Origin of the sequence: Undibacterium sp. Ji50W, assembly GCF_049340445.1 — a bacterium.
In the GTDB taxonomy this organism is placed as follows: Bacteria; Pseudomonadota; Gammaproteobacteria; order Burkholderiales; family Burkholderiaceae_D; genus Undibacterium.
This window is the reverse complement of sequence record NZ_JBMPOX010000001.1, coordinates 151,400-172,723: the sequence shown is the minus strand read 5'-3', so window position 1 is coordinate 172,723 and position 21,324 is coordinate 151,400. Positions and strand designations below refer to the sequence as shown.

Here is a 21,324-nt window from a genome sequence, read left to right as displayed (position 1 = left end):
TCAGTGACGGATCAGTAACGAACGACGCTACGGTAGACCAGCTTGGTACTGCCCTCGGCCGGTACACTGATCTTCCAGACTGCGGCATTGCTGGCAGCTTTGACATAAGGATGGCTGCTGCTCAGCACTTGCCAGTCACCTGGCATAGGCTCTTGCACAGTCACCACGACGGCTTCTTTCTTGGCATTTTTCAACACCAGTTCATAGGCGCTTTCAAATACATAATTGTATTTTCCCGTACCTGAGAGTTTTTTAAAATCTGTCTGCTTCTTGTCTGCTGTCACATCAAAAGCGTCGCCCAGTTTCAGGCGTACTTTTTCATTCTTGGGTGTGTGATCAACACTGTCTTCACCGATGAACTGGGCATTGCCCGATGCATCCTTTTTATACACGCGCACTATGCCTTTTGGCAGCGGCATGCCCAATTGCGAAGCTTCTTTATTGTCGAATTCGACAAAGACACCTATCTTCATTTTCTGGCCAAGATCGCCATAGCTGCTTTGGTAGTAATAATCATTGCCGGCCAATAGCAATTCCTTGCGTGCGGGTACACCAGATGCGGTCAGCAAGGCCACCTGCTTGGTCTGGTTTTCTGCGATCGTGGTGGGTCTGTCCAGGGTATACAGGTGGTATTCAAACAAAGACTCTTCGGCCATAGTCTTTTTTGCAAGCATTGGCTTGGCGCTTTCCATTTTGACCGAGCTACCCGTTATTTCCACCCTTTGGCTTACCTGATTGACGTCACCGGCCACCAACTGTAGTTTGGCATTGCGGTAGGTGGTGCCGCTGGTATTGCCCAGTGTGACCCAGCCAGAGATATCCAGCTTGTCATCTGCAGGATTCAGTTCCACCACGTAATCAGCTTTCCATGACAGGCCACCGGTCAGGTAACTGAGTTCTACATCCTGCTGTTGTGCACCTGTGTTATCCAGTGCCATCACCAGGGTTGGCCGGTCACGCAGATTGGCTGGTACATCAGGGTAAATGATGCGCCCACCGGGCAAGCCGGTTTCTATGCGGTCACCGATCTTCAGCACCACTCCGCTATTGGCAGACAAGACCTGTGCTGTCTCGCTAGTCTCGACACCAGTGGCCGGGTTGGTGCGCACGATATTGACATTGCGACCCACATATTTTTCCAGCAATTTTTGCGGTGTCAGCAAATCAAAATTAAAATTCTGTTCAACGACGGACAAACTACCGGGTGTAGTCAGGCTGCGCAGCAAGGCAGTTTCTGGGCGCATCCTGGCGCTGACATCACGAAACGCCAGCGCCGTTGCACCCCGCTTCAGTTGCAGCTTGCGCTGGTCTTTGACCAGGGCCAGGTTTTCATTGTAGATCGTGACGGCCACTTCTTTCTGGTCTGCCAAGGTACTGCGCTGCTCTTCTGTCTGGGCATACGCACTGCCCACCAGGGACAATAACAACAGGCTGGCAGTGAATGAGTGCACAGCAGTTGGGCTTACAACAGTTGGGCTTACAACGAATGGACTTACAACAAATGGTTTAAGCATGACGAATCCTTGATAAAAATTGTTGGCACAATGGATGTAGCTACGGACAGATGCAAGGACCTCTACTTGGCCTGATCATCCAGGCTGCGCAGATAGGCGAGCTTTTCTGCAATCTTGATTTCCAGACCGCGTGGTACCGGGTGGTACCAGGATTCATTTTCCAAACCTTCAGGCAGATAGGTTTCACCAGCGGCATAGGCATCTGGCTCATCATGCGCATAGCGATACAATTTGCCATAGCCCAGCTCTTTCATGAGCTTGGTTGGTGCATTGCGTAAATGTTCGGGCACCAGGCGTGACTTGTCTTTGGCAATCAGCGCACGCACGGCGTTGTAGGCGTTATAGACGGCATTCGATTTGGCGGCGCAGGCCAGGTAAATCACGGCTTCTGCCAAAGCCAGTTCGCCTTCGGGCGAGCCCAGCCTTTCATAGGTTTCTGCCGCATCCAGGCAAATGCGCAGTGCACGTGGATCAGCCAGGCCTATATCTTCTGACGCCATGCGTACGATACGCCGGGCCATGTAGCGTGGATCGGCACCACCATCGAGCATGCGTACCAGCCAGTACAAGGCAGCATCGGGGTTGGAACCACGCACCGATTTATGCAGGGCAGATATCTGGTCATAAAAGGCATCGCCACCTTTATCAAAGCGGCGCAATGCATCACCCAGGCATTCACCCAGCAAACCCTGGTCTACAGTATCCAGATGCTTGGCCACCGCTGCATGGGCGACGATGTCGAGATTATTCAGTAATTTGCGGCCATCGCCATCGGCGCTGGACACCAGGCTGGCCATTGCTTCTGGTGTCAGCGTCAGACCATCCAGTTCACGCTCGCAGGCACGCAACACCATGGCAGACAGGTCTTCATCCGTCAGTGATTTCAATACATAGACTGAAGCACGTGACAGCAAGGCGCTATTGACTTCAAACGAAGGGTTTTCAGTAGTGGCACCGATGAAGGTGAACAGACCACTTTCCACATGCGGCAGAAAAGCGTCTTGCTGGCTCTTGTTGAAGCGATGGACTTCATCGACAAACAGGATGGTTCTGCGATGTGAAGTCGCCTGCAAGATCTGGGCGCGTTCTACCGCTTCGCGGATGTCCTTGATGCCGGACAATACCGCCGACAGGGCGATGAATTCACACAGGAAAGCGTCTGCCATCAGGCGTGCCAGCGTGGTCTTGCCTACGCCTGGCGGGCCCCACAATATCATCGAATGTGGCTCACCCGACTGGAAAGCCACGCGCAACGGCTTGCCCTCGCCCAGAATATGCTGCTGGCCGATGACATCATCCAGCGTGGCCGGACGCATGCGTTCAGCCAGCGGTGCAGGTTTCTTGCGCGGATTGTTTTGCAGCGTATTCATTTACTGGCGAAATACGTCGGCACCGGCGGGTACAACAAACTTGAACTGATCAGGTTTCAGCGCCGGATTTTTTTCCAGGTTCTTCAAGGTCAACACAGAAAACTGGCCAAAGTTGTCACGCAATTCCAGCGCCACGGGCATACCATCTTTCATGCCTATGCCGATATGTTCAAACTGGGAATCCTTGGCCTTGGGTGTGGCTTCCAGCCATTCCAGCCCCTGCTTGTTACCGACTTCCTTGAAGCTGAAGTTTTTGTCCAGGTCGGCGGCACCAGCGCTGCCAAACAGGATGGCGGCGGGACTGGAACCCAGGGCATTGCCCAGGGGACGTATGGTGACCTGATTCAAGTCCTTGTCATAGATGTAGAGCTTGTCGCCATCGGCCTGCAAAATTTGTTCATACGGCTTGACGTAAGCCCAGACAAATTTGCCTGGCCGCGCGAAGATGAAATTGCCAGTGGCAGTTTTGCTGATCTTGGGGCTTCCATCAACCATTTTGACTTGCTGCTGGGTAAATTCACCCTTGGCGCTTTTATTATTGCTGACAAATGCCTTGAACTGCTCAACCGCAGCAGCCGATGCCAAGGCAGGCATGATGGCAAATGCCATCGCAGCTACCGACAATTTTGCCAGTTTTGCCAGTTTTGCCATCATGCTAGTGTGTTTCTTCACTGAATATCCTATTCTGCTATGCCGTTACCATGCTGTTTTATTCTGTGCTTATTCTGCGCTTATTCCGCGCTTATTCCGTATTCCCGGCCGGAACCAGAATTTCGCGGTTACCGTTAGACTGCATGGTAGATACGACACCACTTTGTTCCATTTGTTCCAGCAAACGGGCGGCGCGATTGTAACCGATACGTAAATGTCTTTGCACCAGCGAAATGGATGCGCGACGGTTCTTGAGTACTATAGCTACCGCCTGATCATACAGGGCATCGGCTTCACCGCCACCAGCACCGGCACTTTCGCCGCCCACTTCACCGCCCTCTTCCAGCGTACCGCCTTCGAGTATGCCTTCGATGTAATTCGGCTCGCCCTGGGATTTTAGATATTCAACCACGCGATGTACTTCTTCATCTGACACAAAGGCACCGTGGACGCGGATAGGCAGGCCCGTGCCTGGCGGCATGTACAACATGTCACCCATGCCAAGCAGGGCTTCAGCGCCCATCTGGTCAAGAATCGTGCGCGAATCGATCTTGCTGCTGACCTGGAAGGCGATACGGGTAGGAATATTCGCCTTGATCAGGCCGGTAATCACGTCCACCGACGGCCTTTGTGTCGCCAGGATCAGATGCAGACCGGCTGCGCGGGCCTTTTGCGCAATACGGGCAATCAGTTCTTCCACCTTCTTGCCGACGACCATCATCAGATCTGCCAACTCATCGATGATGATGACGATGGTAGGCAGTTTTTCCAATGGTTCTGGCGCATCGGGCGTCAAGCTGAAGGGATTGGGGATATGTACTTCCTTGCGTGCGGCTTCCGCAATCTTGGTGTTATAGCCAGCCAGGTTACGCACACCGAGCTTGGACATCAGCTTGTAGCGGCGTTCCATCTCGCCCACTGCCCAGTTCAGGGCGTGGCCTGCCTGGCGCATGTCAGTCACCACTGGTGCCAGCAAATGCGGTATGCCTTCGTACACCGACATTTCCAGCATTTTTGGATCGATCAAAATCATGCGCACGTCGTTTGGATCTGATTTGTACAACAGCGACAGGATGGTCGCATTGATACCCACCGATTTACCGGAACCAGTCGTACCCGCCACCAGCAAATGCGGCATCTTGGCCAGGTCGGCGCAGATGGGGTGACCACCAATATCTTTACCCAACGCCACAGTCAGGCTGGATGAACTGTCGTTGTACACTTTGGAACCCAGTATTTCTGTCAGGCGCACGATCTGGCGTTTGGGGTTGGGCAATTCCAGGCCCATGAAATTCTTGCCGGGTATGGTTTCGACCACCCGTATCGATGTCAGCGACAGGGAGCGTGCCAAGTCACGTGCCAGATTGACGATCTGGCTGCCCTTGACGCCGGTTGCCGGTTCAATTTCATAGCGGGTAACCACAGGGCCAGGATAGGCGGCCACCACCTTGGCATCGACGCCAAAATCGGAGAGTTTTTTCTCTATCAAGCGACTGGTAAATTCCAGCGTCTGCACGCTGACGGTTTCCTGTACCGGTGGTGGTTCATCCAGCAAGGACAAAGGTGGCAGATTGGTATCTGGCAGCTCATTGAACAGTGATACCTGCTTTTCTTTTTCTACCCGTTCGGAACGCTGCACGGCCACCACTTGCGGTTCTATGCGTATCGGCTGTGCTTCGACGATCTTGGCGCGTTCTTGCACCACGACTTCTTCGCGCTTGACTGCGGCGGTCTGGCCGACGCGACGGTCTTGTGCATCCGCACGTTTGCTTTGCACAAAGACAAACGCTAACTCAATGCCACTGCCTATGCGTTCGGCAATTGTCAGCCACGACACATGGAAATACAGGCTGATACCCAGCGCAATCATCAACAGCAGCAACAGGGTCGCCCCGGTAAAGCCTATGACAGCAAAGGCGGCATTGCCTATCAGCTCACCCAGCACTCCACCGGGTGCCAGTGGCAAGGCAACTTTCAAGCTGTGCATGCGCAGAAATTCCAGCCCCATGCTGCCAGCCAGCAGCAAGGCAAAGCCGATAGCCTCGGTCAGGATTTCCGGGAAACCGATTTCCGGTTCAGGTTCCGGGTTCAGCTTCACTCTTTGCGACAGCTTATGGTACGACTTCCAGACCTGGCGGCAAGCCCCGACACACCACCACCATGCAGAGACACCAAATACATAAAACAGCACGTCAGACAGCCATGCACCAAACTTGCCGGCGATATTGTGTACCTTGGGGATGTCGACCGACCTGGACCAGCCAGGATCACGGGTTGAATAGGTGGCCAGTATCAGCACCAGGCACACGCAAAACGCAGCCAGTGCTATCCACCTGGCTTCCATCAACAACACGACAAAGCGGTTGGGAGGTGCGGCAGGTGCTGCGGTTTTACTGCTTCGCGTATAAGCTTCGTTACTTGTAGTCATAAAACGGGAAAAACCTCATCCAGACAGCTATCGAAAGCTGACAAGATAGCATGATAGCCTGTCTGCGCCAAACAAGTCGGCTGTAACAGTTGAAACAAAGTTGTCCCTCCTGAACTACGCCATCCCCCTATGCTGCCTGACGACCCTGTCATGGATAGTCTATAATTTATACTTATCACAGAATAGCGATGCAAAATAGGCAAAAATACTTGAAATTAGCCTGAAAATCGCCATCTCACCAGCATATTAAACATCTAATCATCTACCTTTCGGTTAACTTTTTATCAGGTCTGCTATGTCCACACCAGCAATCGCACCAAAGCACGCTCATGTATTAATTCTTGGCTCTGGCCCCGCAGGCTATTCTGCTGCCGTGTATGCAGCCCGTGCCAACCTGAACCCGGTGTTGATCACCGGTGTCGAGCAAGGCGGCCAACTGATGACGACCACGGACGTGGAAAACTGGCCTGCGGACCCCATGGGCGTGCAAGGCCCGGAATTGATGCAGCGTTTCCTGCAACATGCAGAACGCTTCAATACTGAAATCATTTTTGATTACATCCACACTGCCAAGCTGGATGAAAAACCGATACGCCTGATCGGTGACCAGGCGCAATACACCTGTGATTCATTGATCATCGCCACCGGCGCATCGGCCCAATACCTGGGCCTGCCGTCTGAGCAAGCCTTCATGGGCAAGGGCGTATCTGCCTGTGCTACCTGTGATGGTTTTTTCTATCGCGGTAAAGAAGTAGCCGTCGTTGGTGGTGGCAATACGGCGGTGGAAGAAGCGCTGTACCTGTCGAACATCGCCAGCAAGGTGACGGTGATTCATCGTCGCGACAAGTTCCGTGCCGAAGCCATTCTGATCGACCGTCTGATGGCTAAAGTGGCCGAAGGCAAGATTGAAGTCAAATGGAACCACACACTGGATGAAGTGGTAGGTGATGAATCTGGCGTGACCGGTATCAAGGTCAAGGCAGCCGATGGCGCGGTGACACCCATCACCGTGCATGGCGTTTTCATCGCGATTGGTCACAAGCCCAACACCAGTATTTTTGAAGGCCAGTTGGAAATGCATAATGGCTACATCAAGACCCGTACCGGCACTGAAGGCATGGCAACGGCCACCAATGTGCCTGGCGTGTTTGCGGCTGGTGATGTGCAGGATCATGTGTATCGCCAAGCCATCACCAGTGCCGGCACCGGTTGCATGGCAGCGCTGGATGCGCAGCGCTTTTTGGAAGAATAAGACCAGCCAGGTCAGGAAAGTATCAGATGTCGTCTTTTAAAAGCCTTGCTGACCTGAAGTCACTCAGTCAGCAATTAAAGCAGCAAGAAGAAAGCCGGCAACGTGCAGAAGCAATACGCCTGGAACAGGAAAAAAAAGCCAAAGAAGAGGCAGACATTTTCCGTTCCAGCGTGGGCACGATCGCACCTTTGAAAATTGCTGCGAAACACAGCCCGATACCCACTCGCATCGCACCCCTGCCCTTCCAGCACCTTGCAGATGAGCAGGCAGCATTGCAGGAATCGCTGTCTGATGAATTCGATGCCGATTCCCTGCTGGAAACCGATGAAAATCTCAGCTATACCCGTGCCGGGGTTGGCCAGGACGTCGTCAGGAAGCTCAGGAAAGGTCATTGGGTGATACAGGCCCAACTGGATCTGCACGGCCTGCGTCGCGACGAGGCCAGGGATAGCCTGGGAGAATTCTTACGCAAGTGCATGCGCAATGGCACCCGCTGCGTACGCATCATTCATGGCAAGGGTCTGGGATCAATCAATAAAGAACCCGTACTCAAGCAAAAAGTCAGGAACTGGCTGATACAGAAAGATGAAGTATTGGCGTTTAGCCAGGCGACTGCTGCAGATGGTGGTTCTGGTGCGCTGATCGTGTTACTGAAAGCCTGAAAGTGTCAGCAGACGTTGAGTCCGGGACCGGGCTCAATGTCTATGCAACTTATTTGCTCAACTTATTTATTCAATTATTTGCTTAGCTCAATTGTGGAACTTCTTGTCTTTCGTAATAACGGTCATGTCAACATACTTTGAACCACTATGATTGGAAGACGAGAAGCTGACATCAAAGCCGCCCGTATCATAGCTGGAGCGATTGATCGTTTCCAGCGCAGACAGCAGTTTTTCCCTCGTCAGTGCAGGCCCGGCGCGTTTCAAGCCTTCGACAAACACCTTGGCTGCGATATAGCCTTCAAAGCTGGAGAAGTTAAGACTTTTGACACCTGCCTTGTCCAGGCTTTTGGTGTATTCGCCCACCAGCGGGATCGATCCTGACCATGGGAATGGCGTCACCTGAGAAATCACCACCCCTACACCATCCTTGTCCAGCGCATCAGCCAGTGCCTGACTACCCACAAAGGACACATTGTAGAACATGCCGGTGTACGACGCCTTGTGCATTTCCTTGATCAGCGCACTGCTGGCTGCGTAGGTACTGATTTGTATGATGGCATCAGGGCGATTGGGCAATAACTTGGCAACTGCGGCGGTCACATCAGTGCTGTTTCTTTCCACAGTCGCCAGCTCGACAACGCGCAAATTTCTTTTCTTCATTGCCAGTTCAACACCGGCAAGACCTGCTTTGCCATAGGCATCATTCTGATAAAAGACAGCGATACTTTTTGTACCCAGGTTGGCGAGACGGTCTACCAGATATTCGGTCTCGTCATAATAACTTGCCCGGATGTGGAAGATTTGCCGGTTGAATGGTTCCCGCAGGGATTGCGCGCCAGTGAAAGGGGCAAAGAAAGGGACTTTCGCTTGTGAAAAAATCGGCAAGGCAGCATTGCTGGTTGGTGTACCTACATAACCAAACAAGGCGAATACGCCGTCGTTTTCAATCAAGGCCTTGGTATTGGCAGCAGCGAGGTCTGCCTCATATTTATCATCTTTCTGGATGATTTCAATCTTGCGCCCATACACACCACCCGCCGCATTGACCTGATCAAAATAAATCCTTGCACCCAGGTTCAACTGTATGCCAAGTTGTGCCGCCGGCCCGGAAAACGCCGCAGACTGGCCCAATAAAATCTTCTTGTCTGTAACACCGGTTTCGGCATGGGCATGCGCCATCACCGTCAGCACCAGTGCCACGGCTGCTTTTGCTCTTGCTTTTGAAAAACCTGCAAATCCAAGTTTTACCAACCGCTTTACTGTATTCAACTTCTTCATATTAAACCGCATCAGATCCCGTCTCGCCAGTACGAATTCGTATCACTTGCTCAACATTTTGTACAAAAATTTTGCCGTCACCAATCTTGCCGGTGTGGGCTGCTTTGATAATCGCGTCTACAACATTATCTGCAATATTATCATCGACCACAACTTCTACCTTGATCTTGGGCAGAAAATCGACGACGTATTCTGCGCCACGATACAGTTCTGTATGTCCCTTTTGACGACCAAAACCTTTTACCTCAACCACGGTAAGTCCTGTGACGCCAACGTCAGCCAGGGCTTCACGTACTTCGTCCAGTTTGAACGGTTTGATAATAGCGGTAATCTGTTTCATTTCCCTCTCCTTAGTTAATACCAATTAATTTATCGTGAGCTTAACAGTTGAACCAGAATGGAACCAGAATGCAGCAAGCAGCCCTGATCACCGGGCAAGCGCCTTTCATTTCTGTTTCAAAGTTGCAATCCATTAGTGGACTGTAACTTTGAAACAGAGTGCCTTCCGCTTGCGCGACGACCATGGCTGCGTTGCAAATGCTCGCGATAGTTCACTATCGCTGTGCATAAGTGTTAACCTTGCCTTGCCCTGATCGCCGGGCAAGCACCTTTCACTTCTGTTTCAACTGTTACAGTCCACTAGTCTCTGAACTTCGAAGTAATAGGATAACGCCAGTCACGCCCAAAGGCGCGATGGGTAATCCTGATACCTATGGGCGCTTGACGCCGCTTGTATTCATTAATCTTGATCAGGCGCGTGATGCGCTCTACATCTTCTGTCTTGTATCCGGCTGCAACGATCTCTGCCCGTGCCTTGTTTTCTTCCATGTACATGGCCATGATGCCATCCAGGATGTCATACGGCGGCAGGGAATCCTGATCCTTTTGATCGGGTCGCAATTCAGCTGACGGTGCCCTGGTCAATATCCTTTCGGGTATCACAGCTGACAGCGTATTGCGATAAGCACACAGGCGATATACCAGGGTTTTGGCAATGTCCTTGATGACCGCAAAGCCACCCGCCATATCACCATACAAAGTGCAGTAACCAACCGCCATTTCACTCTTATTACCAGTCGTCAAAACGATGGAACCATATTTGTTCGACAAAGCCATCAACAAGGTGCCGCGTATCCTGGCCTGAATATTTTCTTCTGTCGTATCTTCTTTCAGCCCGGCAAATTCCTGGCTGAGCGTAGAGCGGAAGGCATCAAAACAGTCGCTAATGGCAATCTCATCATAGCGCACACCTGTACGTGCCACCATGTCGCGTGAATCTATCCACGAGATATCTGCCGTATAAGGTGACGGCATCATGATGGCCCTGACCTTGTCCGCCCCCAGCGCATCCACGGCAATCGCCAGCACCAGAGCCGAATCCACACCACCCGACAAACCCAGCAAGACGCTGGGAAAGCCATTCTTGCCTACATAATCACGTACTCCCATCACCAGCGCCTGATAGACCTCGGCTTCGAGTGACAAAGCGGGTTCAATACGGGCCATGAGAGGCGAAGGCTGAGGCAGGGCACCATCAAATTCAATCACCTGCAAATCGGCTTGGCAATGTTTCAGTTGCGCGCATACCTGGCCTTGCGCATTCATGACAAAAGAATTGCCGTCAAAAATCAATTCGTCCTGCCCGCCCACCAGGTTTGCATACACCAGCGACAGGCCTTGCGAAGTCACATTGCTGCGCATCACGTCGTAACGCTGATGCTGCTTGCCCATGTGATAGGGGGAACCATTAGGCACCAGCAAGACTTGCGCGCCAGCCTGTCTGGCGAGGGCAGGTGCATCAGGCAACCAGGTATCTTCACAGATATTGATACCAAAGCAGATGCCTTTTACGTCAAATACACAAGCCTGGACCGAGGATGAAAAATAGCGTTTTTCATCAAACACCATGTCATTCGGCAAATCGCGCTTGAAATAAACCGCTTTTACGACACCATCTTGCAGCACGGAAACTGCATTATACCGCCTGCCATCTGATTCCGCCGGATGCCCTACCAAAACAGCAAGTCCCGGAAATAGCGTAAGCTGCTTGCCAAGCGCTGTCATTGCTTGTGCAGTTTCCAGGTAAAACGCCTGCCGCAGCAACAAATCTTCAGGCGGATAACCGACCAGGGATAATTCTGGCGTCACAAGTATGTCTGCCCCCTGCTCTGCAGCGCGACGGGCATACTCTACAATCTGTGCAGCATTACCGGCAAGATCACCGACAACACTATTCATCTGGGCAATGGCAACTTTTACTGTCATAGTGGCAAATCTGTTTTAAATCGAAAATGAAATTTGAATCTATTGCACCGCATTATCGCATGCGCATCATCACTTCACTGTCTGACATAGCGCAGTTTCAATGGGATACGCTGATTGCCGCGCAATCACATCCCAATCCGTTTTTATCTTATGCATTTTTACATGCCTTGCATGAATCGGGTTCGGCATCCGCCCAAAGTGGCTGGCAAGCCCGTTTTATCACTCTGTGGGACGGTGAGCAACTGATCGCTGCCCTGCCCCTGTATGAAAAAGACCATTCCTACGGTGAGTATGTTTTCGACTGGGCCTGGGCCGAAGCGTATCAGCGCTATGGCTTTGCCTATTATCCCAAATTGCTGTCGGCAATACCATTTACCCCGGTCACCGGCAATCGCCTGCTGGCCTATACCACAGAAGCGCAAGATGCCCTGGTGGCAGCCCTGCAGGAACTGCAAAGCGCCGGTGAATTCTCATCCAGCCACCTGCTGTTCCTGCCGGAAGAACAGGCGCAGCGCTTGGGTCAGGCCGGTTATCTGTTGCGCACGGGCGTGCAGTTTCATTGGGAAAACCGCGACTACCGCTGCTTTGAAGATTTTCTGGATGGGCTGGACAAGAAGAAGCGCAAAAATATCCGTGCCGAACGCCGGAAAGTCAGTGACGCCGATATACAGTTTCAGCATGTCAAGGGCAGCGATATGCAAGAAGAAGATTGGCTATTCTTCAAGCGCTGCTATGACCACACTTACCGGGAGCATCACTCCACCCCTTACCTGAACCTGGATTTTTTCTTGCGTATAGGCAAAACCATGCCTGAGCACATCCATTTGATTTTCGCATTGCGTTCAGGCAATAGAATTGCTGCCTCACTACTGATTCATGATCAAGACACGGTGTATGGCCGCTATTGGGGCTGTCTGGAACATCATCCCTGTCTGCATTTTGAAACTGCCTATTACCAGGCTATAGAATTTTGCATACAGGAAAAAATTAGCATCTTTGAAGGCGGTGCTCAGGGTGAGCACAAGATGGCACGTGGCTTTTTACCCACCAGGACCTGGTCTGCCCATCACTTGAGCCATCCGGATTTTGCGAATGCGGTGTCAGATTTCCTAAAAAGAGAAACTGGCGGGGTCGAGCTGTATTTCAACGAACTCAACGAACATTCCCCTTACAAATCTTCACAGTCTGGTACGGGTACCCCTACTTGAAATTTTGCCTAGATCAGGGCATCCTGTGGCCATGCAAAATAATTTCATTTCCACACCGAACTTGCCCCCTGCTCCGTTACCGACCAAGCGTGTGGGCCGCTTTTATCTGAGCGAAAGAATAGGTATGGGATCCAATGGCGCTGTCTACCTTGGACACGATCCCGTCATTGACCGTGATGTTGCCATCAAAATATTTAGTGCAGGCAACAATGCAGCTGACAAGAAGCAGCGCGAGCAGCAGTTCATCAATGAAGCGCGCGCTGCCGGTCGCCTGTCCCATCCCAATATCGTGACGATTTTTGATGCCTCCAGCGAAGGCGGAAGCACCTTTATTGCGATGGAGTTCCTGCAAGGCAAAGATTTACGGCATTTGCTGGCTGACGGCAGGGAGTTTGACATCATAGAAACCGCCAACATCATACAAAAAATCGCTGATGCGCTGGAATACGCGCATGGTAACGGCGTAATACACCGTGATATCAAGCCTGCCAACATCTTTGTCTTGCCAAGCCAGCAGCCCAAAGTCGTCGATTTTGGGATTGCCCGCGCCCCCAACCGTATGCTGGATGAAACCAGGGAACAGTCACATACCTTGTTCAACAACAACATCATGGGTACACCGAACTACATGTCGCCGGAACAGGCGAACGGCAAGCAGGTCACGGCGTTGACAGATGTATACTCACTGGGGGCAGTGATGTATGAGATGCTGACCGGGCAAAAGCCTTTTCAGTCGCAAGATGTAGACAAATTATTGCAACAAATTGTAAGTAAGCCACCCAAGAATCCGTCTGAAATTTGCGCCAATATTCCGGAATCCTTATCCAGAATCGTCATGAAAGCCATGCAAAAAGACCCTTCTGCGCGATATGAAAGTGCCGCCGAGATGTCGCTGGCGCTGGAAAAATTCCTGGATCGCGACAAAAAACTGAAGCGCAAACGCATGAAACAGGGAAGCAATAGCGATATCGATTTCGATAAGGCAAAAAGCAGCCACTCCAATTCCTGGCTGAGCTGGGTTGCCGTGGTTCTGGCCGGTCTGGCAGTGGCAGGTTATTTCCTGAATAAATCGCAGATGCTGCAGTAGATAACCGTTGAAGACGAAAAAAAAGGGGCGATCTGACATCGCCCCATTTTTTAAGCCACAAGCAAATTACGCATGGGACTTGTTGTAGCTTTCTACGCCAGCCATGATTTCTGCTTTGGCATCATCCGGGCTACCCCAGCCTTCAATTTTCACCCATTTGCCTGGCTCCAGGTCTTTGTAATGTTCAAAGAAATGCTGGATTTGACGCAAGCGCAGATCATTCAGGTCTTCCGGTTGTTGCCAGTGTGTGTAGATAGGCAGAATCTTGTCTACTGGAACTGCCAGTACTTTGGCGTCATCGCCGCCTTCATCCTTCATTTTCAGGACGCCGATCGCACGGCAACGTACCACCACACCAGGAATCAGTGGGAAAGGTGTGATCACCAATACATCTACCGGATCACCGTCACCAGCGATAGTGCGTGGAACATAACCATAGTTGCACGGATAATGCATGGCTGTGCCCATGAAACGATCAACGAAGATTGCGCCACTTTCCTTATCCACTTCATACTTGATCGGATCACCGTTCATGGGGATTTCGATAATGACGTTGAAATCATTAGGCAGATCACGACCTGCCGGGACTTTATTCAAGCTCATGTTGCACTTTCTGTATAAGTATCAATAGAAGAAATCAATCTGGTGAGATTATATCGGCTTTCGACACACAATTGTGCATCGCAGCAGCACGCCCATGCTTACAGCATGGTGGCAATTGCACACTGACGATAATGGCTGGCAGCCTCTGCTGCCTGGCCAAGTGCCTCATGTAATTGCGCCAGTTTCAGATTGGCTTCACGCACCGTGCGCGGATCAACCGCATCCGACAGGGCCTGTTCCATATGTCGCTGTGCCTTACCCCATAATTTTTGTCTCAGACACAGTGTACCAAGTGTCAGCGCCAGTTCGGGGTCGGTGGGATGTTGCTCTGACCATTTTTCACAATGTTCAATTTGTGACAACAATGCGGCGGAGCCTTCTGAAGCAGCGGCGTCACGATAGGCACGCATCAGGCGTTCATCCCAGTCTTCGCTCAGGGCTTTTTCCACAATGCCACGTGCATCATCAAACAAACCGTGGGAATTGAAGGCACTGGCAGCGACGAAGGCAACGAAAGCAGATTTGCGTTCTGCCTGGGGAATTTCAAACCATACCCGGCGTATCGATTCGGCATCATGCCCCTGGTTGGTCAGAAAATCTTCATAAGCCAGTTCACGCAGGCGTTGCGACAAGGCCGGGTGCAAAGCGCGATGCTTGTCCAGCGTGCGGACCAGCTTCAATACTTCCTGCCATTTCTGCGCTTGCTGATTGGCTTTCAATGCCCAACGCAATACCTGGATATGGCGCACACCACTGGAATTCAACTCACGCACGGCTTCCAGCGCCTTGCCGGATTGATGCTGATCCACCAGCAATTCTGTCATGCTGACCAGGCGTGCGACTTTAAAGTTCTGGTCTGCCTCGATACCGGAGAACCAGGAATCACGCCGCTCAAACTGGCCCATGTGATGGGCAGCACGGGCACCGATCAGCGATGCCACGCTGGCATTTTCTGGCAATTCAGTGGCACGCATGGCGGCTTTTTCTGCATGACCAAAACGTCCTTCGAACAAGGCCTTCAAGGCTTCACGCAAGGCCTTGTTACTGTCTTTTTCACGCTTGTTCTGACGATACAGCGCGACCTTGCGCGGCATCTTGCGGGTGGTGACGATGGCCCGTATCACCAGGTACAGCAGCACAAACAGCACCAGCACCAGGAACAGGAAAAAATTCAATGACAGGTCTATCCGGTAAGGCGGATAAAACAAAACCACGTTACCGGGGTTGTAGCGCGCACCGACAGCAAGACCGACGGCAAGCGCAAACAAAATCAGAAGCCGGATAAAAATTCGCATACTGTTAAGGCTTCACTTTATAGTTACGTACTGCGTTCAGACTCTCGGCCAGCGTCGGCATTTCTATCGACAGATTGCTGCCCTGCACCTGACGCAACAAATCCTGCACCTTCTGGGTCTGCTTGGCACGGGTATCAAAATATTTGGCGATGGCATCCTGGGCAGCGATCAGGTCGCTCCTGAATATACTTTCGTTGCGCGACATCAGCGCCAGACGCGCATTCAGTAATCTCAACTTCAGGTTTTCACGCGCAAAATACGATTGTGTGGGGCTCAGCAACAAGACGTCCGGTGTTTCCACATTCCGCACGCGTATCAGTTGTCGTACCTCATTCCACATCTCGCTGGAAAAACTCTGCCAGGCATCCTGCAGGCGCATGCTCCAAGTATTTTCTACTATTTCTTCTGCCGGTTGCTTGGCTGTTTTTGTGCCTGGCAGTGATTTCGGCAAGGATTTAGGCAATACGCGCAAAGGTGCTTTCGGCGGCGTCGCAGAGACCACGGATTTTTCATCTGCCCATAAAGGGATATGGTCTATCTGTGCAATCACGCTATCCAGACGCAGCGCCACACCGGGCAAATCCAATGCCGGCAGGGATTTCAGTCTTTCTATGTCTTTCGCAATTGCACGACGGATGGAGATGAATTGCGGTTTTTCCGATTTGGCCAGACGGCCATCGGCATTTTGCAAGGCAATCAAGGCACCCTGTACATTACCAGCCAGTTGCAATTGCTGACTGGCGGTCGCCAATACCTGCTCAATTTCGGCCAGTGCCCAGTCATCACGGTTCCTGGACAAGTCCTGATACAGCTGTTCAAGTGCCAGTTGCTGACTTTGCGCCTCGGATTGCTTGCCTTCCAGCAGAATCACCTTGGATTGAACTTCCTTGGTGGTTTCTTGCACATTGCGCGCCAGTACCTTGGTTTCACTGCTATTGGTATCGGCGCTCAGCAGGCGGCGGGCGACTTCTTCGCGCAGGCTGTTGATCTGGTTTTGCGATGACCACCAGTTAACCGCCAGCAGCACGGCTAACACGCCGGAAGCCAGATAAGCCGGATTCCCCCAGACCATGGACTTGGGGTTTTCCTGTGAGGCAGGAATTATCGGCTGGCGAGCAGCTGGCTCGACAGGATTTGCCGTCATTGCGGCTTCAGAATTTGGTTGCTGTTCACTCATAGACGAGATTGTAACGCGACAAGCAGTTGTTCGTCGCCAGAAGCTGTTAAGGTAATAAATTGAAATCCCAGGGATTTCGCGGTTTCTTCAATGCGACTGTGCGGAACCAGCAGCGCTTGCCGTTGCATTTTTGCCACGCCATCAGGCAAACCCAGTGCATCAACATCATGCAACAGATTGCGCAATGCTTCAGAACTGGTGACAACCCACTGGTTTTCCTGTTCCAGCAAGAGGCGCAATTGCTGCGCCCTGCCGGCATCCAGTTGCGGTGCCACCCGCCGGTAAGCAGCCAGTTGCCTGACTTCGATACCGCGTGCACGCAAGGCATCGGCCAATAATTCACGTCCGCTTTCACCACGGACAATCAAGACTTTTTTATCCTGCAAGGCCGCGCAGTCCAGTTCGTCCAGCAAGGTTTCGGAATCAGTCTTGAGTTGATTGCGGGGACGTATGATGGTCGCGGTCTGGTCATTCAAGCCATATTCTGCCAGACGCTGACGACTCCCCTCGCCCATGACCGCAATCGGGATTTCTTTTGGATACTGGCTGACATGGCGAAAGAAAGCATCAATCGCATTCGGGCTGACAAAGGCCAGCAAGGCATACTCCTGCAAATGCGCGATTTCAGCGATCAAATGACTTTCATCCGGCAAGGGCTGGATTTCCAGCAAGGGGTACAGTACGCAATCCCGCCCCATAGCCTGCAGGCGGCGCGCAAAGTCATCTGCCTGGGCAGCGGGCCGAGTGATAATCACTGCCCTTCTGTCCCTGCCATCACCGCCATTCCTGCTGCCAATGTGATCAATGCGATCAATGTGATTCATATCGCCCATATTTTGCAAAAATTTTGCAGAAAGGATTATTCCGTGATCTGGGCTTTGCATACCGCCAGGATACCTTCTGCATCCTGTGCCGACAGGGCGCGTGCCAGTTCCTGCCCCAGACTGAGCGCCTGGTCCGCATCACCGCTTGCTTCTGCACGTGCAATGCGGCTGCCGTCCGGCGTTGCCACCATGCCGCGAATGAACATCTTGCCCTGGCTAACGGTCGCAAACGCCGCCAGCGGGATTTGGCAACTGCCACCAAACGCCTTGGATACGGTACGTTCTGCAGTCACAGCCTGATCGGTTTCGAGATGGTTCAAGGCAGCCAGCATGGCTTGCAGTTCGGGCCGGTTATCGGGTATTTCTATCGCCATTGCGCCCTGACCTGCGGCTGGCAGGCTTTGTTCCGGGTCCAGGCAGGCACGTATTCTTTCTGGCAAACCCAGACGTTTGAGGCCAGCTGCTGCCAGGATGATGGCTGCATATTCACCGTTATCAAGCTTGCGCAGACGGGTATCCAGATTGCCACGCAAGGGACGGACGACCAGATGCGGGAAACGGGCAGCAATCAGGGCCTGGCGTCGCAGGCTACTGGTACCTACTATCGCACTGGCAGGCAGGCTATCCAGATCGGCATAATCATTCGAGACAAATGCGTCCCGCGGGTCTTCGCGTTCCAGTATCGCGGCCAGGGCAAAACCTGCCGGCAAATCCATGGGGACATCCTTGAGCGAATGGACGGCCAGGTCAGCACGGCCTTCGGCCATGGCGACTTCCAGTTCTTTCACAAACAAGCCTTTGCCACCGACTTTTGACAGCGCCTTATCCAGAATCTGGTCGCCGCGTGTCGTCATTCCCAGTATTTCTACCTGCCAGTCGGGGTACAGTGCAATCAGGCGATCGCGCACATGTTCAGCCTGCCACATCGCCAGACGGCTCTCACGTGAGGCAATAATCAATTTTTTAACGCTTGAGCTGGTCAAAATAAGGCTACTTTCAACTGTATAAAAACGAACCGCGATTTTATCATTTTGGGAAATGACTTTATAAGTAATTCAGATGACAAGATGATAGTTTTAAGTGAATTAAGGCAAAATATCGGATAGATCAAGCTGGGGAAGCCTGCAAATCTGGTCAAACTTGACACATCCAGCCTGAAAACGGCATCATAGCCATAGAACACGCCTTGATATCCGTCATGCCGCTCATAGCTCATAACGCAGCGGCATTTTTTACGTATACTCCAGGTTCTGTCAGCACTTTCACCGTATTACCCAACTGGATTTAGCATGCTCCCTGGTACCGAAAACAAAAAACACCTGATATTGACTGGCGATCGCCCTACCGGCCCCTTGCACCTCGGCCATTTTGTCGGCAGCCTGCGCAACCGCGTCAAATTCCAGCATCAGTATGAACAGTACATCATGCTGGCCGATGCCCAGGCATTGACCGACAATATGGAAAACCCGGCCAAGGTGCATGACAATGTCATGGAAGTGGCGCTTGATTACCTGGCCGTCGGCATAGACCCCGCCAAGTCAACGATACTGATACAGTCACAAATTCCTGAACTGACAGAACTGACCTTCTATTACCTGAACCTGGTCACCGTAGCCCGCCTGGAACGTAACCCCACCATCAAGCAAGAGATCGTCTTGCGCAATTTCGAGCGTGACATCCCTGCCGGCTTTTTGACTTACCCGGTCAGCCAGGCATCCGACATCACTGCCTTCAAGGCCAGCCTGGTGCCAGTTGGTGAAGACCAGATACCGATGATAGAGCAGACCAATGAAATCGTGCGTCGCTTCAACCGTCTGGCAAATAAAGATATCCTGGTGGAATGCCAGGCCCTGGTGCCAGAAATTGGCCGCCTGCCCGGCGTCGATGGCAAGGCCAAGATGAGCAAGTCACTGGGCAATGTCATCAACCTCAGTTTCACGCCCGCCGAAATCAAGGCAGCGGTGCGCAATGTCTACACCGACCCGTTGCATCTGCGTGTGGCCGACCCTGGCCATCTGGAAGGCAATGTCGTCTTTATTTACCTTGATGCCTTCGACGAAGATAAAGCTGGCCTGCAGGAAATGAAAGACCATTACGTGCGCGGCGGCCTGGGTGACAGTATCGTCAAGGCGCGCCTGGAAGGTATCTTGCAGGATTTGCTGAAACCTATTCGCGAACGCCGCGAAGAATTTGCCAAAGACCGTGGTCAGGTTTTGCAAATACTGAAAGAAGGTACACGCAAGGCACGCGAAATCGCCGCGCAAACTACCGATGAAGTCAGGGCAGCCATCGGCTTGAAGCACTTCTGATCTGCGGGGGGATTCGAACCCCCGTCCCTGCCTCCTACCCCCCAGTTATTTTTTTACGGCGATGACTTTATGAGCGCGACTGATTTCCATCTGACACTCAGTTCCGCTCGCGCCCTGCATCTGGCGGCACAGGGCTTGTTGAATCCTGCACCGCGCAAAGCTGGCAAACTGGATGTGCTGGCCTGCATACGCAATATGTCTGCCCTGCAGATTGACACCATCAGCGTGGTGGCGCGCAGCCCCTATCTGGTGCTGTGGAGCCGCTTGGGAAACTATCCGCATGCATGGCTGCACGAATTGCTGGAAGAAGGCCATCTCTTTGAATACTGGTCGCATGAAGCCTGCTTTTTGCCGATAGAAGACTATGGCCTGTATCGCCACCAGATGGTGTCGCCACAGGGCCTGGGCTGGAAATACAATCACAAGTGGCTGAAAGAAAATGCTGTGCAGGTTGACACCGTGCGCAAACATATCCATGCAAATGGTGCCAGCCGCTCAGCAGATTTTGAACGTACCGACGGCAAAAGCGGTGGCTGGTGGGAATGGAAACCAGAAAAACGCTCGCTCGAAGTCTTGTTCACCACTGGCGAGGTGATGGTCGCCAAGCGCCATAATTTCCAGCGCATTTATGACTTGCGTGAACGCGTGCATCCCAAATGGAATGACAAAAAACATCTGAAGCCCATCCTGCATTGCGAGCGCACGCAAATCTTGCAATCGGTCCGTGCGCTGGGCATCTGCAAGGCAAACTGGATCAGCGATTATTTCCGCATGGGTAAACCTGATATCAACAACCAGCCTGCGCAACTGGTCAGGGAAGGCTTGCTGATACCGGTCACTGTCGATCAACACGATGCCCTGTTTTATGTGCATCCGGATCGCCTGAATTTGCTGGAACGGGCCAGCGAGAACAAACTGAAAGCCACCGCAACCCGTATTCTGTCACCATTCGACCCGGTGGTCTGGGACAGGAAACGCGCCATAGACCTGTTTGACTTTGACTATAAACTTGAATGCTATACACCAGCGCCGAAACGGCATTATGGTTATTTCACCCTGCCCATCTTGCGCCGCGGTGTCTTGATCGGGCGCATGGATGCCAAGGCCCATCGCAAGCAAGGCATACTGGAAGTCAAGGCCCTGCATCTGGAACCGGGCGCGCGCGTTTCGCAAAGCATGGCAACGGACCTGGCCAAAACCCTGCGCGAATTTGCCCTCTGGCACGAATGCAATGATCTCCAGTTAACATGGAGCAATTCATCAGAGCTGACACCCTTATTGCAGGCACTGATCTAGGGCGTGTTGCCCTAGCCAGGCATCAACGATCTGAGCCCTTGAGTGCCCAATGCGTGCTGAATAATTCATCAAATCCCTTGTTTGAAATCAAAGCCGGTGCAACAA

At 52.2% G+C, this 21,324-nt stretch carries 18 protein-coding genes; 6 read left to right on the top strand and 12 right to left on the bottom strand.

Features of this window, described 5'->3' with window-relative positions; all coding sequences use genetic code 11:
- Positions 1–11: 11 nt before the first annotated feature.
- The 4 genes from ACO0K9_RS00845 to ACO0K9_RS00830 all read right to left on the bottom strand — a co-directional run bounded on the left by ACO0K9_RS00845 (position 12) and on the right by ACO0K9_RS00830 (position 5,963).
- A complete protein-coding gene (locus ACO0K9_RS00845; protein WP_422980808.1) occupies positions 12–1,451 on the bottom strand; it encodes a DUF4139 domain-containing protein in 1,440 nt (479 codons plus the stop codon).
- A 125-nt stretch (positions 1,452–1,576) separates the two neighbouring features.
- Complete coding sequence (locus ACO0K9_RS00840) at positions 1,577–2,884, bottom strand: replication-associated recombination protein A (RefSeq protein WP_422980806.1); 1,308 nt, start codon at positions 2,882–2,884, stop codon at positions 1,577–1,579.
- Positions 2,885–3,538 carry an outer membrane lipoprotein chaperone LolA gene (gene lolA, locus ACO0K9_RS00835; protein ID WP_422982482.1) on the bottom strand — a complete coding sequence of 218 codons (654 nt, stop codon included), beginning with the start codon at positions 3,536–3,538 and terminating at the stop codon, positions 2,885–2,887.
- Between the two features lie 88 nt (positions 3,539–3,626).
- A complete protein-coding gene (locus tag ACO0K9_RS00830) occupies positions 3,627–5,963 on the bottom strand; it encodes a DNA translocase FtsK (RefSeq protein ID WP_422980804.1) in 2,337 nt (778 codons plus the stop codon).
- 295 nt (positions 5,964–6,258) lie between these two features.
- On the opposite strand from ACO0K9_RS00830, the gene trxB reads away from it, so the two are divergent.
- Together trxB and ACO0K9_RS00820 are read left to right on the top strand one after the other, a co-directional pair.
- On the top strand, positions 6,259–7,215 hold the full coding sequence (gene trxB, locus ACO0K9_RS00825; protein WP_422980802.1) for a thioredoxin-disulfide reductase: 957 nt from the start codon (positions 6,259–6,261) through the stop codon (positions 7,213–7,215).
- 26 nt (positions 7,216–7,241) lie between these two features.
- Positions 7,242–7,877, top strand: coding sequence for a Smr/MutS family protein (locus ACO0K9_RS00820; RefSeq protein ID WP_422980800.1), 636 nt, complete (start codon positions 7,242–7,244; stop codon positions 7,875–7,877).
- Between the two features lie 87 nt (positions 7,878–7,964).
- Here the strand turns inward: ACO0K9_RS00820 and ACO0K9_RS00815 are convergent, their stop codons facing one another.
- The 3 genes from ACO0K9_RS00815 to ACO0K9_RS00805 all read right to left on the bottom strand — a co-directional run bounded on the left by ACO0K9_RS00815 (position 7,965) and on the right by ACO0K9_RS00805 (position 11,420).
- Positions 7,965–9,056, bottom strand: coding sequence for an ABC transporter substrate-binding protein (locus tag ACO0K9_RS00815; RefSeq protein WP_422982480.1), 1,092 nt, complete (start codon positions 9,054–9,056; stop codon positions 7,965–7,967).
- A gap of 100 nt (positions 9,057–9,156) precedes the next feature.
- On the bottom strand, positions 9,157–9,495 hold the full coding sequence (locus ACO0K9_RS00810) for a P-II family nitrogen regulator (protein ID WP_186946701.1): 339 nt from the start codon (positions 9,493–9,495) through the stop codon (positions 9,157–9,159).
- A 299-nt stretch (positions 9,496–9,794) separates the two neighbouring features.
- Positions 9,795–11,420, bottom strand: coding sequence for an NAD+ synthase (locus ACO0K9_RS00805; protein ID WP_422980798.1), 1,626 nt, complete (start codon positions 11,418–11,420; stop codon positions 9,795–9,797).
- A gap of 26 nt (positions 11,421–11,446) precedes the next feature.
- Between ACO0K9_RS00805 and ACO0K9_RS00800 the strand changes: the two genes are divergently transcribed.
- Together ACO0K9_RS00800 and ACO0K9_RS00795 are read left to right on the top strand one after the other, a co-directional pair.
- Positions 11,447–12,628, top strand: coding sequence for a GNAT family N-acetyltransferase (locus ACO0K9_RS00800; RefSeq protein WP_422980796.1), 1,182 nt, complete (start codon positions 11,447–11,449; stop codon positions 12,626–12,628).
- Positions 12,629–12,659: 31 nt separating this feature from the next.
- Positions 12,660–13,715, top strand: a complete 1,056-nt coding sequence (locus tag ACO0K9_RS00795) for a serine/threonine protein kinase (protein WP_422980794.1) — start codon at positions 12,660–12,662, stop codon at positions 13,713–13,715.
- A 66-nt stretch (positions 13,716–13,781) separates the two neighbouring features.
- Here ACO0K9_RS00795 and ppa read toward each other — a convergent pair whose 3' ends face one another.
- The 5 genes from ppa to hemC all read right to left on the bottom strand — a co-directional run bounded on the left by ppa (position 13,782) and on the right by hemC (position 18,597).
- Entirely contained in the window at positions 13,782–14,318 is a 537-nt protein-coding gene (ppa, locus tag ACO0K9_RS00790) for an inorganic diphosphatase (protein ID WP_422980792.1), read from the bottom strand.
- 98 nt (positions 14,319–14,416) lie between these two features.
- Positions 14,417–15,613 (bottom strand): heme biosynthesis HemY N-terminal domain-containing protein, encoded by a 1,197-nt coding sequence (locus tag ACO0K9_RS00785; RefSeq protein WP_422980790.1) that lies wholly within the window; start codon positions 15,611–15,613, stop codon positions 14,417–14,419.
- A 4-nt stretch (positions 15,614–15,617) separates the two neighbouring features.
- Positions 15,618–16,757: a uroporphyrinogen-III C-methyltransferase gene (locus ACO0K9_RS00780; protein ID WP_422980788.1), complete on the bottom strand. Its 1,140-nt coding sequence runs from the start codon at positions 16,755–16,757 to the stop codon at positions 15,618–15,620.
- Between the two features lie 29 nt (positions 16,758–16,786).
- Complete coding sequence (locus tag ACO0K9_RS00775; RefSeq protein WP_422980786.1) at positions 16,787–17,614, bottom strand: uroporphyrinogen-III synthase; 828 nt, start codon at positions 17,612–17,614, stop codon at positions 16,787–16,789.
- A gap of 35 nt (positions 17,615–17,649) precedes the next feature.
- Positions 17,650–18,597: a hydroxymethylbilane synthase gene (hemC, locus tag ACO0K9_RS00770; protein ID WP_422980784.1), complete on the bottom strand. Its 948-nt coding sequence runs from the start codon at positions 18,595–18,597 to the stop codon at positions 17,650–17,652.
- A 306-nt stretch (positions 18,598–18,903) separates the two neighbouring features.
- Here hemC and trpS point away from each other — a divergent pair, with 306 nt between their 5' ends.
- Both trpS and ACO0K9_RS00760 read left to right on the top strand, forming a co-directional pair.
- Positions 18,904–19,923, top strand: a complete 1,020-nt coding sequence (trpS, locus tag ACO0K9_RS00765; RefSeq protein WP_422980782.1) for a tryptophan--tRNA ligase — start codon at positions 18,904–18,906, stop codon at positions 19,921–19,923.
- Between the two features lie 69 nt (positions 19,924–19,992).
- Positions 19,993–21,219: a winged helix-turn-helix domain-containing protein gene (locus ACO0K9_RS00760; RefSeq protein WP_422980780.1), complete on the top strand. Its 1,227-nt coding sequence runs from the start codon at positions 19,993–19,995 to the stop codon at positions 21,217–21,219.
- The last annotated feature ends 105 nt before the right edge of the window (positions 21,220–21,324 follow it).

Coding starts and splice junctions, on each gene's coding strand:
- ACO0K9_RS00785 (WP_422980790.1), bottom strand. CDS start 15,613: ATGCGAATTTTTATCCGGCTTCTGATTTTGTTTGCGCTTGCCGTCGGT.
- ACO0K9_RS00805 (WP_422980798.1), bottom strand. CDS start 11,420: ATGACAGTAAAAGTTGCCATTGCCCAGATGAATAGTGTTGTCGGTGAT.
- ACO0K9_RS00810 (WP_186946701.1), bottom strand. CDS start 9,495: ATGAAACAGATTACCGCTATTATCAAACCGTTCAAACTGGACGAAGTA.
- ACO0K9_RS00795 (WP_422980794.1), top strand. CDS start 12,660: ATGCAAAATAATTTCATTTCCACACCGAACTTGCCCCCTGCTCCGTTA.
- ppa (WP_422980792.1), bottom strand. CDS start 14,318: ATGAGCTTGAATAAAGTCCCGGCAGGTCGTGATCTGCCTAATGATTTC.
- ACO0K9_RS00760 (WP_422980780.1), top strand. CDS start 19,993: ATGAGCGCGACTGATTTCCATCTGACACTCAGTTCCGCTCGCGCCCTG.
- ACO0K9_RS00780 (WP_422980788.1), bottom strand. CDS start 16,757: ATGACGGCAAATCCTGTCGAGCCAGCTGCTCGCCAGCCGATAATTCCT.
- ACO0K9_RS00775 (WP_422980786.1), bottom strand. CDS start 17,614: ATGAATCACATTGATCGCATTGATCACATTGGCAGCAGGAATGGCGGT.
- trpS (WP_422980782.1), top strand. CDS start 18,904: ATGCTCCCTGGTACCGAAAACAAAAAACACCTGATATTGACTGGCGAT.
- ACO0K9_RS00840 (WP_422980806.1), bottom strand. CDS start 2,884: ATGAATACGCTGCAAAACAATCCGCGCAAGAAACCTGCACCGCTGGCT.
- ACO0K9_RS00800 (WP_422980796.1), top strand. CDS start 11,447: ATGAAATTTGAATCTATTGCACCGCATTATCGCATGCGCATCATCACT.
- lolA (WP_422982482.1), bottom strand. CDS start 3,538: ATGATGGCAAAACTGGCAAAACTGGCAAAATTGTCGGTAGCTGCGATG.
- ACO0K9_RS00820 (WP_422980800.1), top strand. CDS start 7,242: ATGTCGTCTTTTAAAAGCCTTGCTGACCTGAAGTCACTCAGTCAGCAA.
- trxB (WP_422980802.1), top strand. CDS start 6,259: ATGTCCACACCAGCAATCGCACCAAAGCACGCTCATGTATTAATTCTT.
- ACO0K9_RS00830 (WP_422980804.1), bottom strand. CDS start 5,963: ATGACTACAAGTAACGAAGCTTATACGCGAAGCAGTAAAACCGCAGCA.
- ACO0K9_RS00815 (WP_422982480.1), bottom strand. CDS start 9,056: ATGGCGCATGCCCATGCCGAAACCGGTGTTACAGACAAGAAGATTTTA.